14 protein-coding genes are annotated in these 13,612 nt (G+C 43.6%); 11 read left to right on the forward strand and 3 right to left on the reverse strand.

The window, feature by feature from the left end:
- The 6 genes from pdxA to ACO05V_RS19690 are packed head-to-tail and all read left to right on the forward strand — an operon-like array spanning position 1 to position 4,452.
- Positions 1-1,020: a 4-hydroxythreonine-4-phosphate dehydrogenase PdxA gene (gene pdxA, locus ACO05V_RS19665; RefSeq protein WP_421855661.1), complete on the forward strand. Its 1,020-nt coding sequence runs from the start codon at positions 1-3 to the stop codon at positions 1,018-1,020.
- On the forward strand, positions 1,017-1,817 hold the full coding sequence (rsmA, locus tag ACO05V_RS19670) for a 16S rRNA (adenine(1518)-N(6)/adenine(1519)-N(6))-dimethyltransferase RsmA (RefSeq protein WP_421855663.1): 801 nt from the start codon (positions 1,017-1,019) through the stop codon (positions 1,815-1,817). Before pdxA ends, rsmA begins: the two co-directional genes overlap by 4 nt.
- A complete protein-coding gene (gene apaG, locus ACO05V_RS19675) occupies positions 1,818-2,192 on the forward strand; it encodes a Co2+/Mg2+ efflux protein ApaG (RefSeq protein WP_421855665.1) in 375 nt (124 codons plus the stop codon).
- 11 nt (positions 2,193-2,203) lie between these two features.
- On the forward strand, positions 2,204-3,031 hold the full coding sequence (locus tag ACO05V_RS19680) for a symmetrical bis(5'-nucleosyl)-tetraphosphatase (protein WP_421855667.1): 828 nt from the start codon (positions 2,204-2,206) through the stop codon (positions 3,029-3,031).
- A complete protein-coding gene (gene glpE, locus ACO05V_RS19685) occupies positions 3,028-3,348 on the forward strand; it encodes a thiosulfate sulfurtransferase GlpE (RefSeq protein ID WP_421855669.1) in 321 nt (106 codons plus the stop codon). The genes ACO05V_RS19680 and glpE overlap by 4 nt, the downstream gene beginning before the upstream one ends.
- A 6-nt stretch (positions 3,349-3,354) precedes the next feature.
- Entirely contained in the window at positions 3,355-4,452 is a 1,098-nt protein-coding gene (locus tag ACO05V_RS19690) for a tRNA nucleotidyltransferase (protein ID WP_421855671.1), read from the forward strand.
- 69 nt (positions 4,453-4,521) lie between these two features.
- Here ACO05V_RS19690 and folB read toward each other — a convergent pair whose 3' ends face one another.
- Together folB and tsaD are read right to left on the reverse strand one after the other, a co-directional pair.
- A complete protein-coding gene (gene folB / locus ACO05V_RS19695; RefSeq protein ID WP_421855673.1) occupies positions 4,522-4,887 on the reverse strand; it encodes a dihydroneopterin aldolase in 366 nt (121 codons plus the stop codon).
- 1 nt (position 4,888) lies between these two features.
- A complete protein-coding gene (gene tsaD, locus ACO05V_RS19700; RefSeq protein WP_421857036.1) occupies positions 4,889-5,926 on the reverse strand; it encodes a tRNA (adenosine(37)-N6)-threonylcarbamoyltransferase complex transferase subunit TsaD in 1,038 nt (345 codons plus the stop codon).
- Positions 5,927-6,361: 435 nt separating this feature from the next.
- Between tsaD and rpsU the strand changes: the two genes are divergently transcribed.
- The 5 genes from rpsU (at position 6,362) to ACO05V_RS19725 (ending at position 12,886) form a co-directional block, all read left to right on the forward strand.
- Positions 6,362-6,577: a 30S ribosomal protein S21 gene (gene rpsU / locus ACO05V_RS19705; protein ID WP_009835737.1), complete on the forward strand. Its 216-nt coding sequence runs from the start codon at positions 6,362-6,364 to the stop codon at positions 6,575-6,577.
- Positions 6,578-6,718: 141 nt separating this feature from the next.
- Positions 6,719-7,165 (forward strand): GatB/YqeY domain-containing protein, encoded by a 447-nt coding sequence (locus ACO05V_RS19710; RefSeq protein ID WP_421855676.1) that lies wholly within the window; start codon positions 6,719-6,721, stop codon positions 7,163-7,165.
- A 4-nt stretch (positions 7,166-7,169) separates the two neighbouring features.
- Positions 7,170-9,173 carry a DNA primase gene (gene dnaG / locus ACO05V_RS19715; RefSeq protein ID WP_421855678.1) on the forward strand — a complete coding sequence of 668 codons (2,004 nt, stop codon included), beginning with the start codon at positions 7,170-7,172 and terminating at the stop codon, positions 9,171-9,173.
- A gap of 115 nt (positions 9,174-9,288) precedes the next feature.
- Positions 9,289-11,118, forward strand: a complete 1,830-nt coding sequence (gene rpoD, locus ACO05V_RS19720) for an RNA polymerase sigma factor RpoD (RefSeq protein WP_421855680.1) — start codon at positions 9,289-9,291, stop codon at positions 11,116-11,118.
- A 349-nt stretch (positions 11,119-11,467) separates the two neighbouring features.
- Complete coding sequence (locus ACO05V_RS19725; protein WP_421855682.1) at positions 11,468-12,886, forward strand: PhoH family protein; 1,419 nt, start codon at positions 11,468-11,470, stop codon at positions 12,884-12,886.
- Between the two features lie 97 nt (positions 12,887-12,983).
- On the opposite strand, the gene ACO05V_RS19730 is transcribed toward ACO05V_RS19725, so the two are convergent.
- Entirely contained in the window at positions 12,984-13,607 is a 624-nt protein-coding gene (locus tag ACO05V_RS19730; protein WP_421855684.1) for a bifunctional 4-hydroxy-2-oxoglutarate aldolase/2-dehydro-3-deoxy-phosphogluconate aldolase, read from the reverse strand.
- Positions 13,608-13,612 lie beyond the last annotated feature (5 nt).

A 13,612-nucleotide genomic window follows, 5' to 3' on the forward strand; every position in this document is an offset into this window, starting at 1 on the left:
ATGGCACATAATCAGGCAGAATCACTTCCCATTATTGCCATTACCTCTGGTGAACCCGCTGGTATCGGTCCAGACATTATTTTAAGCGCGCTAAACGAGCAGGCATTTCCTGCTCGTTTAATTATCCTAGCCGACCCTGAACTACTGAAAGAAAGAGCGCTGACTCTAGGTCTAACAGTAAATATTCAAACCCTAAAGAGTTCAAAAGATGTCGCCGCACATCAGCAAGGCACTATTAGTGTCTTGCCGATCCAACTGGCGAAAAAATCCACTGCTGGCACTCTGGATATCGCAAACGCTCCTTATGTATTAGAAACCCTAAAACAAGCGGGCGAGGGATCCATTCAAAAAGAGTTTGATGCCATCGTTACGCCACCCGTTCACAAGGGTATTTTGTGCGAAACAGGCGTACATTTTTCGGGGCACACTGAGTTCTTTCAAGCCCAATGCCAATCGCCGCATGTTGTTATGATGCTAGCGACAGAAACAATGAAAGTTGCGCTGGTAACCACTCATCTGCCCTTAAAAGAGGTGTCTTCGGCTATCACCGAAAGAAGCATCAGTCTTGTCGCTAAAGCGCTAAATAAAGACCTTCAAGAAAAATTCGACATCGCAAAACCGAAAATCTTAGTCTGTGGCTTAAACCCACATGCTGGCGAAGATGGCCACCTTGGCAGAGAAGAAATTGACGTCATTATCCCGACCCTCAATAAACTTCGCCAAGAAGGCTTAAATCTAATTGGACCGCTGCCAGCAGACACCTTGTTTACACCAAAATACCTAAATGATGCCGACTGCGCCTTGGCTATGTATCACGATCAAGGTTTACCTGTGTTAAAATATTCAGGTTTTGGTAATGCCGTCAATATTACATTAGGCTTACCTATTATTCGAACATCCGTCGACCACGGCACCGCCATTGATTTGGCTGGTACAGGCAAAGCAAATAACGGCAGCCTTAAAGTGGCCATTCAACATGCTATTAACATGGCAAATAACGCGAAAAAGTTTTCTAAATGAGCAAACCACAACCCCATAAAGCCAGAAAAAGATTTGGCCAAAACTTCCTTCATGATCATGGCGTCATTCGACGTATTGTGGCGTGCATTGGCCCTAAAAAAGGTCAGCGCATTGTTGAGATTGGGCCAGGTAAAGGCGCATTAACGGAAGGTATTATAAGTGTCACTGAGCGCATGGACGTTGTCGAACTTGACCGTGATCTTATTCCTATTTTAAAAGTGAACCTATTCCGCTTCCCTGAACTTACCGTTCACGAAGCCGATGCAATGAAATTTGACTTCACCTCACTTAGCACACCAGAGCAAGCCATTCGTGTTGTGGGTAATTTGCCATACAACATTTCGACTCCGCTTATTTTTCACCTATTAAGCCAAGCCGATGCGATTGAAGACATGCACTTCATGCTGCAAAAAGAAGTCGTCGACCGTTTAGCGGCGCGCCCAGGTGATAGCTTATATGGACGATTGAGTGTGATGGCGCAGTATTACTGCTCTGTCGAATCACTGTTTATTGTTGGACCAGAATCATTCGACCCAGCACCGAAAGTTGACTCCGCTATTGTAAGAATGACGCCACACAAAACGCTGCCTTATCCTGTAAATAACATCAAAATGTTAGAAGACATGGTAAGAATCGGCTTCCAGCAACGTCGAAAAACCCTACGCAATAACTACAAAGGCGTGTTAGACAATGATGATTTCGCCATACTAAACATTGACCCAACACTACGCCCAGAAAGACTAGACGTTGAAGACTTTGTTCGAATCACCAACTACGTCATCAAAAAGGAAAGGTAAATGCAAAAATATGACGTCGTGGTTTCTGTTCGTACAGAATACTTAGCAGGCCAATCAACACCAGCAGAGTCGCGCTATGTGTTTGCTTACCATATTTCCATTACCAACTGCGGAACCGAATCAGCCAAGCTTCAAACACGCCATTGGATCATTACCGATGGCAACGAACAAGTTCAAGAAGTCAGAGGCAGCGGCGTCATCGGTGAATATCCGTATTTAGGCCCCGGAGAATCATTTCATTACACCAGCGGCACAGTGATGGAAACCGTTGTTGGTAGTATGCAAGGCAGTTACCAATTTCTGGCCGACGATGGTACCGAATTCAAAGCACTTATTCGCCCTTTCACCCTCTCTGTTCCAAACAAAGTGCATTAAAAAGGCTACTTATGGCAACCTATGTTATTGGCGACCTACAAGGCTGTTTAGCGCCACTTATGCAGCTTTTAAAACAAATTCAGTACAAGCCAGATCAAGACAAACTTTGGTTTGCTGGCGACATAATCAATCGTGGTGAAGAGTCCCTAGAAACACTACGTTTTATCAAGTCACTAGGCAACAATGCGACCGTTGTTTTGGGCAATCATGATCTACATTTACTCGCAGTTTCTCATGGTTATGGCAAATTAAAACGTGGCGACACGCTCACAGAGGTACTCACTGCCGGTGACCGTGATGATTTGATGAATTGGTTACGCAATCAACCGCTCTTTCATTATGACGAACAACTCAATACCGTCATGACCCATGCTGGCATTCCACCTTGTTGGGATTTAAAGCAGGCGCAAGCGTTGGCTCAAGAAGTTGAAGACAAACTCAAATCAGACAGTGTTGATGAATTTTTTGCCGCCATGTATGGTAATAAGCCAAATGTATGGAGCGACGATCTAACAGGATTAGATCGCCTTCGGGCCATTACTAACTACCTGACTCGTATGCGATTCTGCGACGAAAACAGTAAACTCGACCTAGAATCTAAAGAAGGCATCAACACAGCAACCAAAGGCTACGCGCCTTGGTTCAACTATCCAACAAAAGTGCCTGAGAACTGCCATATTGTTTTTGGGCACTGGGCCGCTTTAGAAGGCAACACCCAAAAAGAACGCATTCATGCGCTAGACACAGGTTGCGTCTGGGGCGGAAGCCTAACCGCTTTGCGTCTTGAAGACAGACAACGTTTTAGTACACCTTGCATAATAAATCGGAAGAACTCATGACTTACACTTGTATCGACATTACTGACGCTCTCCCAATCATTGAAAATAATGCCGCTATTGTAGACATCCGTGATTTGGTTAGCTTTCAAAATAGCCACATGACGAATGCTATCAGCCTGACCAATGACAACGTTCAAAACTTTATTGATAACACAGAAAAGAACCAGCCAATCATTGTTTGCTGCTATCACGGCAACAGCAGCAAAGGCGCTGCTGAATACCTAGCCTCGCAGGGCTTTAAAGAAGTGTGTTCTTTGAATGGCGGCTTTAGCCAATGGAGCGCAATGTTCCCTGATCAATGCGAGACAGGTAACTAGATAGAAATGACTTCCCCTTATCAAGTTTATCTCGTAGGCGGCGCCGTCAGAGACGCGTTACTCGAACTTCCAGTTATCGACCACGACTGGGTCGTCACTGGCGCCACGCCAGAACAGCTTGAAGAGAAAGGATTTCAACAAGTCGGCAAACAATTCCCCGTTTTCCTTCATCCCAAAAGCAAAGAAGAATACGCGCTTGCCCGCAAAGAAAAAAAACAAGGTGAAGGTTACACCGGCTTTATCTGTGATTTTTCCCCAGACATCAGTTTAGAAGAAGACCTAGAACGACGAGATTTGACCATCAATGCCATCGCACAAGACGAAAGCGGCAGCTTGATAGATCCATTTAATGGTCAACAAGACTTGCTTGACCGAGTATTTCGCCATGTCTCAGACGCTTTCATAGAAGATCCTCTACGCGTATTACGAGTTGCTCGTTTTGCTGCTCGTTTTCATCATTTTGGATTTACTATCGCACCTGAAACTCTATCCTTGATGCAAGCTATTAGCGCGTCTGGAGAACTCTCAACACTGAGCGCTGAACGCATTTGGAAAGAGCTAGAAAAAGCTCTAAATACCCGCCATGCCAATATCTTTTTTTCTGTATTAAAAGATGCTAACGCGATTGATAAACTCTTCCCTGAATTTATTTGGAAAGACAGCCAAGCAACGACAGATATATTAAACCAAACAGACATAACACCTGCTCAGCGTTGGGCCATTCTCTGCAAAAATACGCCTCTTGTTGAACTCATTCAACTACATCAACATATTCGCAGCCCGAACCAATTTAAGATTTTCGCCGAGCAAACACGCTCTTTCTTAGAAAACCAACACATACCGATGAATTCTGTTGCTTGGGAAAATTGGCTAATTTCCGTCAATGCCATAAAAAAACCTCAACCATTTGTTTTACTGATTGAGGTTCTAAGTAGATTGACCAATAGCAAACTTCAGGACTGGCAAAAGCTGCGAGACACTATTGCTGCAATCAATGCAGCAGGATTAATCAAACAAGGTTTAAGTGGAGCAGAGCTGGGTCAAGCGCTCAAGAAAGTACGCGTAGAAGCTCTAGACAAAACACTTTCACCATTGATCAGCTAACTTTTAATGGCTAAAAATCATAACAAGTAAAGCGCTACGACTTCTTTCTTAATAAGTGAAAGTAGTTACTTAATAAGTCACAGCAGATTTTCTATGAATTTTTACACCGACAGCTTGAGCAGACGCAACGGCGCCAGGCTTACGCAATGTTAACGTGACAGCATTTAACTTAAACTTGCCAATCAACTCGCCAACTAAATGTTCCGCCAAGGTTTCGATTAACTCAAACTGGCGCTCTGCGCAAAATGCCAAAATATAATTCGAGATAGCTTCGTAATCTAGGGTCTTAGCAAGATCGTCCGTTTCAGCGGGGACACGATTGTCATGCTCCATTTCTAAATCAAACACTAAATCCTGCTGAATCTTTTTTTCCCACTCATAAACACCAATCACAGCTTGAGTTTTTAGACCTTCAATAAACACTAAGTCTTTCATATTAAGATTCCATCAAAGGTGGCAATTCAGACAAAGGCCAACGGGCACGTATCGACAGACTTAACTCCGAAGATTGACCATTCACCAAACGCTGAGCACCTGCATAAGCAATCATGGCACCATTATCGGTACAAAATTCGGGACGAGCATAAAAAACACTGGCTTTAATTTTTTTCAGCTGACTTTCAAGTTGTTCGCGTAAACGCTGATTAGCACTCACGCCGCCAGCGATAATAAGCTGCTTTAAGCCTTCTGCTTCTAACGCTCGACGACACTTAATAACCAAGGTATCCACCACTGCAGTTTCAAACGCCAACGCAGCGTCAGCTTTAAACTGTTCATCACAACGCTCGTTGTCTAACGCATCGTGAACCGCTGTTAAAAACGCCGTTTTTAAACCACTAAAACTAAAATCCAAACCGGGACGATCTGTCATTGGTCGAGGAAACTTAAGCCCTGATTTTGGATTACCCTGCTTTGCCAAAGACGCAATTTGTGGGCCGCCTGGGTAAGGCAAACCAATCATCTTGGCCGCTTTATCAAACGCTTCACCAGCGGCATCATCAAGAGATTGACCTAAAAGGCAGTACTCGCCTATACCATCTACTCGAACCAATTGTGTGTGCCCACCAGAAACCAGCAAAGCAATAAAAGGCATCTCTGGTTGGGATTCTTCTAGCATTGGCGCTAAAAGATGACCTTCCATATGATGTACACCCAGCGCAGGAATCCCTAATGCATAAGCCAAAGAGCGACCAATAGTAGCACCAGCCATCAAAGCACCAACCAAACCGGGTCCGCTTGTATAAGCAATCGCATCCAATTCCGACTTTTTCATACCCGCTTCTTGCAACACGTCATCAATAAGCGGCAAGGTTTTACGAACGTGGTCACGAGAAGCCAACTCTGGAACTACACCGCCGTATTCGGCATGCTGCGCAATTTGAGAGTAAATCTTGTGCGCCAAAAGACCATTTTCAGTATCGTAAATCGCGATGCCCGTCTCGTCGCAAGAGGTTTCTAATCCCAATACTTTCATCAGAATAATCTCATCAATAATTTGAGCGCATTGTACCCTATCTAACTTGACCATTGCAGAGGAAAGAACCACTTCCTTAAAAGACAAGACAAATGAAATTAGACACAGCAGCTCAAAGGCATTATAATGCGCGCGTTTTAAATGTTTAAATTAAAAGGCAGGTGATTTTTCTAGTTTGGCACATAGCTTCTGATATAAGCGCTTCTTATGTCAGTTAAATGGCGATCCAAACACCCTCTTAAAGAATGAATACAGTTACAGACGCGACAATAGTCTGTTCAGGGTTGGGCTTTTTTTAGCCTAGAAAAATCGATCCGTACTGGATCACACTCTGTTCAACAAAAGCGCGCTTTGAAAGCCCATTGAATACGGGTATGATTCACGCCGTTTTTGTGAATACTTAAACTTTAGAAAAATATTATTAAAGGTAATAACATGCCAGCAGTAAAAGTAAAAGATAACGAACCATTTGACATCGCTCTACGTCGCTTCAAACGTTCTTGTGAAAAAGCAGGCGTTTTGGCTGAAGTTCGTCGTCGTGAATGCTACGAAAAACCAACTACTCTTCGCAAACGTGCTGCAGCCGCAGCTGTTAAACGTCACGCTAAGAAAGTTTCTCGTGAGCAAAAGAAATTCCAACGTTTGTACTAGGCCTATCTGCCGTTTGGCAATTTGCTAAAAAACAAATGTTTGCCTAGACGTTTCTAACATTTAGGCTTATAAAAAACGGCTAGTTAACCAACTAGCCGTTTTTTTTGCTTATTTCCCCTACCAGAAAGTAAAGAGGATCCCATGTCAGACTTAAAAAAACACATCTCAGATACCTTAAAAACCGCAATGCGGGCTAAAGAAAAACAGCGCGTTACCGTCATTCGCACCATTCTATCTGAATGCAAAAAAATCGAAGTAGATGAGCGCATTGAATTGGATGACGCTCGCGTATTGGCTGTTCTAGACAAAATGAACAAGCAACGCAAAGACTCTAATCAGCAATTTATCGATGGCGGCCGTGAAGACCTAGCAGCAATCGAACAAGAAGAAATGGCGATCATTAGCGAGTTCTTACCAACACCATTGACTGATGATGAAGTCGGTGAGATTGTTAAAGCGGCAATTGCAGAAACAGGCGCTAACTCTATGCAGCAAATGGGTGCCGTTATGGCCCTGGTAAAACCACAGGTCCAAGGTCGTGCCGATATGGCACAAATCAGCAAACAAGTTAAAGCACAACTAGGCTAATATAATGGCGGGACGCATTCCTGATCAGTTTATTGACGAGCTTTTAGCTCGAACCGACATAACCGATGTGGTTGCGTCTCGTATTAGCTTAAAAAAAACTGGGCAAAATTACAGCGCCCTCTGCCCTTTTCATAATGAAAAAAGCCCATCTTTTAGCTTAAATCCAAACAAGCAATTTTATTACTGTTTTGGCTGCGGAGCTGGCGGCAATGCCATTTCATTTGTTATGGAACACGACCATGTAGACTTTGTCGACGCAATTGAAACGCTCGCCAAAGACGCTGGCATGGAAGTCCCAAGAGAACAAGGCGCACCAGATAGATACGAGCAAAACGCAGAGTTACTAAAACGTCTATCTGAAAGCTCGCAATTTTATCAACAGCAACTAATCCAACACCCAGACAAGAAAAAAGCCACAGACTACTTATCCAAAGACCGTGGCTTATCCGGTCAAATCGCCAAAGTATTTGGTCTGGGCTACGCACCGTCAGGGTGGGACAATCTTCTCAAAAAAATCGGCACCCGCGCAGAAAGCCAAGAACAACTACTCCTTGGCGGCATGCTAATTGAGAAAAAAGACCAGCTAGGCCATTATTATGACCGCTTTCGTGATCGCATTATTTTCCCTATACGTGATTCACGAGGTCGAGTCATTGCTTTTGGCGGACGAGCCTTTGGGGACGAAAAACCCAAGTACTTAAACTCCCCAGAAACACCTGTCTTTCAAAAAAGCCAAGAACTCTACGGTTTATTTGAAGCAAAGCAAAACACCCCAATACTCGATCAAATCATCGTGGTCGAAGGCTACATGGATGTCATCGTGCTGGCACAACACGGCATTACCAATGCCGTCGCCACACTAGGCACATCAGTAAACAGCCAACATATACGTAAATTATTTAAACTGGTCAGCAAAGTTGTACTCTGTTTTGATGGCGACAAAGCTGGCCGCGCAGCCGCAATTCGTGGTTTAGAAGCCTCGCTTCCTGTCATGCAAGATGAAAAGCAAGTACGCTTTTTATTCTTGCCAGAAGGAGAAGACCCGGATTCTCTCGTTAGAAAAGAAGGCAAAGAAGCCTTTAATCACCGCCTAGAAGACGCGTCATCTTTGTCACATGTATTATTTGATCACGCCCGAAATCAGGTAACCCTTGGCGATGAAGAAGGTGAAGCTCAATTTGCCCGCAACGCCATGGAAATGATCAAGCAAATTCCCAAAGAACTAACCTTTCGCTCGGTTTTAATTCGCCAATTAAGCGACCAATCAGGCATCGACAGCGAGACATTAGGCAACACCGTTTTTAAAACTCGCCGCCAACATACGCTGACGGAAGGTCATGAACCAGCACTTCAAAGCCATACACAGCAAACCCAACATTACGATGGCGATACACCAGATCTAAGCCACTACGATTACGAACCAGCCCATGGCGATTATGATGATTTCAACCAACAATCAGGCCAAATAACCTCTGTCGTTCATTCGCAAACAAAACAACAACCAACAAAAAAACATTGGGGGAAAGGTTTTAGCAAAGGGAAATTCTATAACAACGAACCCCCATTGCCACCGGCCGCACCAAGTCTAAGCCGAATCAAACAAGCTTCCCTGTGCCTTTTACTTCATCCGCACATAGCGAAAGAAATCGATTTACCTGACCCAGTAGTAAATCAAGCCAATGATGAGCTACAAATCTTCTGCAAAATATGGAGATATTTCACAAAACATCCCGACAAAAATACTGGGCACCTGCTAGGCGAAATAACAGATCAGACCACAATTTCGTCAATTTACGCATTATTAAACCACCAAGACGCCACAACAAAGCAAAAAATCACCAATGCACGACAAGAAGTGCTTGATATGGTTTTAGCACTAGAAAAAAATCTTGGATTAAATAGCAGCATTGCACGGTTGAAAAGTAAGGGTAATGAATCCATAAAGGATAATAGCAGCAAGCAAGAACTACGGAATTTAATGGATTTAATCAGACAAAAAAAACATTAAACACCGCTTAATTTTCATTCAAAAAAGATAGGATTCGGTGGATAAAAGTGATTGATTTTGTTATAATCCGCGGCTTGCTAAACTCCCAAATGAATTTCTAACGATAGGTTGTCGAATGCCAGACACTCAACAGTCACGTCTCAAAGAGCTGATCTCCAAGGGTAAAGAACAAGGTTACCTAACTTTTGCCGAAGTTAACGACCACCTCCCTGATGACCTTTCAGACCCGGAGCAAGTAGAAGAAATCATTGCCATGATCAACGACATGGGCATTACGGTTTCTGAAGTTGCTCCCGATAAAGATAGCCTTCTTATGGAAGAAGGCGACGCTACAGATGAAGCTGCAGCTGAAGAAGCTGCAGCTGCCTTAGCCGCAGTAGAAGGCGATATCACCAGAACAACCGATCCAGTGCGCATGTACATGCGCGAAATGGGTACCGTTGAGCTATTGACTCGTGCAGGCGAAATCGCCATTGCCAAGCGTATCGAAGAAGGTACTCGTGAAGTCATGGCGGCCATTTCATACTTCCCCGGTGCGGTAGACGTATTGCTTGATGCATACGCAAAAGTTCAGGAAGAAGAAGGTCGCTTAAGCGATATATTTAGCGGTTTCATCGACGGTGATGGCGAGGAACCTGTTTTTGAAGAGGCCGTTACTGAAGAGCCAATTATCGAAGAAGACACTGTAGACAGTGATGACGATTCAGACACAGCCGAAGAAGAAACAGACAACGGCCCTGACCCTGAAGAAACAGCATTACGTTTCAATGATATTGCGCGTATTTACAATGAATTAAAAGTCTTGCTAGGAACTAGCAACAGACAAGATCCAGCAGTGAAGGCTAAGCAAGAAGAGTTGAGCATCAGTTTTGCTCCTATCAAGCTTGTCCCTAAACTGTTTGATGATTTAGTTGATCGTGTCCGCTCCCGTATGGAAAAAGTACGTGATCAAGAGCGACTTATCATGCAAGTGTGTGTGCGCAAATCCGGCATGCCAAGAACTGAGTTTCTGAAACGCTTCCCAAGCAATGAAACCAATCCTGATTGGCTTAAAGAGCAAATTGCTTCTGGTGCCGATTACGCGACAGCACTTGAAGAAAACGAAGCAGAATTTATGCGCAGCCAACGCAAACTTCGTGCGGTTTCGAAGGACACCGGCCTGACCATCGCTGAATTAAAAGAAATCAATCGTCGCATTTCTATCGGGGAAACTCGAGCTCGCCGAGCTAAAAAAGAAATGGTTGAAGCTAACTTACGTCTGGTTATTTCTATTGCGAAAAAATACACCAACCGTGGCCTACAATTCTTAGATCTTATCCAAGAAGGGAATATTGGCTTAATGAAAGCGGTTGATAAATTTGAATACCGTCGTGGTTATAAGTTCTCAACTTACGCTACTTGGTGGATTCGTCAGGCGATCACTCGCTCGATTGCTGATCAGGCTCGTACCATCCGTATTCCAGTACACATGATTGAAACGATTAACAAATTAAATCGTATCTCTCGTCAGATGCTCCAGGAAATGGGACGCGAAGCAACACCAGAAGAATTGGCTGCGCGCATGGACATGCCAGAAGACAAAATTCGCAAGGTATTGAAGATCGCAAAAGAACCTATCTCTATGGAAACTCCTATTGGTGATGATGAAGATTCACATCTAGGTGACTTCATTGAAGACGATGGTGCTGAATCTCCTATTGATATAGCGACTATTGAAGGCTTACGTGAATCAACCACTTTGGTACTTGCAGGCTTAACCGCTCGTGAAGCCAAAGTTCTACGCATGCGTTTCGGTATTGATATGAATACCGACCACACTCTTGAGGAGGTTGGTAAACAGTTTGACGTTACTCGTGAGCGTATTCGTCAAATCGAAGCCAAAGCACTGCGTAAACTACGCCACCCTAGCCGCTCAGAGCATCTAAGAAGTTTCTTAGACGACTGAGACTAGTCGAGCACAAAAAAAAACCGCTGCCATAAACAGCGGTTTTTTTATAACTAAAAAATGTTAAAAAAACCTATTAGAACAAGCATAAGCAACAAAACTGTCATACACTCTGATTAGAGTATGGATAAAGACAGTGAGGTTCAGCTTGCTACAAAACCATAATCAACATAACTCAATTTTCTACCCACCCTTGGCGGATACAATATCTAGCCAACCGCTTTCTATAGTATTTCACTTTCTCTCATTAAAATCTCAGCTCCCCACAAAGACACCAAGTACCATTTGTTTTGTTCGTTTATTCGCTCTTCAAAAGAAAACTTCATGTTCATTGCAGGAGTAATACTCTATGGAAAAAATCTACGTTCTTGATACCAATGTGTTATTGCACGACCCGCTAGCAATTTATGCTTTTGCCGAACATAAAGTTGTTATACCTATGACAGTCCTCGAAGAATTGGATGTTATTAAGGACAGAAGAGACAAGGATGTTAGCCGTGAAGCGCGTGTCGCTATTAATACCATTGATAAAATTGTTGGTGATGCATCCCCCCGTGAATTACAGTCTGGTGTCCCCATGCGAGTTGTTAGCAGTAATGACAAAGACAACAAAGACAACGGCCAAGACAAACGAAAAGAAGGCACTTTAGCTATTTTCCCCGATCAACAAATCACACTTACTGATAATATCCCCTTTTTAAATGGCAACCACGACCATGCCAACGACAATCGTATCATCAATGTTGGACTAAGTTTACAAGCAACCCACCCTCGCTCTTCAGTCTGCCTCGTAACCAAAGATATCAACATGCGCATCAAAGCCAAAGGCTCAGGACTAGAGCGCGTAGAGGACTATCGAAAAGACAAAGTTCTTGATGATCTAGATCTAATGAGCAAAGGCTACATACAGTTCAGCGGGAGCTTTTGGTCCACTATAGAAAGTGTAAAAACTGAAGCCCACGGTCGCCACACAGTTCACGTCATTAACAAAAGCCATTTACCCAACCTCTATTTCAATATGTTTGTGATTGATGATGAAGATTTCATTGGTTTTGTCGTCAATCTTGATCAAGACCATGTTTATTTGCTCGACATAAATAAACAGCACCTGATGAACCAAAACTTCTGGGGCATACTGCCACGCAACCTAGAGCAAGCTATGGCGTTTTATCTATTACGCCACGATAACTCCGACTTAATGGTAATGACAGGTCCAGCAGGCTCAGGCAAGACCCTATTGGCTTTAGCTTATGGACTGCAAGTCACTATGGAGGAAAAACGATTTAATAAGATCATCGTTGCTAGATCAACCCCACCAATGGCAGAAGATATTGGCTTCTTACCAGGCACAGAAGAAGAGAAGATGGCGCCTTGGCTAGCCGCATTTGATGATAACCTAGAAATATTACACGGTGCCGACGAGCACTCTTTTAGCAGTATCGATTACGTAAAACAAAAGGCCAACATTCAATTCAAATCTTTGAACTTTATGCGCGGCCGATCTTTTAATAATGCGCTAATTATCATTGATGAGGCTCAAGGGTTAACGCAGTTTCAGCTAAAATCTATCGTAACGCGAGTAGGCAGCAACTCAAAAATCATCGTACTTGGCAACTTGGCACAAATCGATAACAAGTACATCACCCCACTCACATCAGGCTTAACCTATTTAGTCGAAAAAACAAAATCCTTTAAATACGCCAGCATTATGCACGTCAACGGCATAGAGCGAAGCCGACTTGCTGAATTTGCCGAAGAGAACTTATAACAAATACAGAACACCGACACACAAAAAAGGGAGAAGAGCATAAACTCTTCTCCCTTTCTTATCACATCAAACAGATCGGTTAACCTGAGCGGCCTGACTACTGAGCGACAGATTTCGCCAATTCAGTAATTTCATCCCACTTACCCGCACGAACCAAATCTGTTGGGACAATCCACGAACCACCAACACAAAGCACGTTAGACAATGCTAAGTACTCACGGAAGTTATCAGCGCCAATACCGCCAGTTGGGCAGAATTTAATTTGAGACAATGGACCACCAAATGCTTTCAGTGCTTTAACACCACCATTCACTTCCGCTGGAAAGAATTTAAAACGATCATAACCGTATTCCATTCCCAACAAAATATCTGAAATAGTCGCGACAGCAGGCAAGTAAGGTACATCGTACTCTTTACCGACAGCCAACAGATCCGCCGTCATTCCTGGGCTAATAATAAATTGTGAACCAGCTTCAATAGCTTGAATATATTGCGCACGTGAACACACAGTCCCCGCGCCAACAATAGCATCAGGCACTTCCTTGCGAAGCGCAGTAATTGCCTCCAAGGCAGCTGGTGTACGCAAAGTAACTTCTAAAACAGGCACGCCGCCAGCAACAAGTGCTTTACCAAGTGCTACAGCCTGCGCAACATCATCAACAACAATAACAGGGACAACAGGCGTCGCTGTCATTATTTGCTCTGCAGTATACGTAGTCATAATCT

It is taken from the genome of Marinomonas sp., from assembly GCF_965225885.1.
Lineage (GTDB): Bacteria > Pseudomonadota > Gammaproteobacteria > Pseudomonadales > Marinomonadaceae > Marinomonas.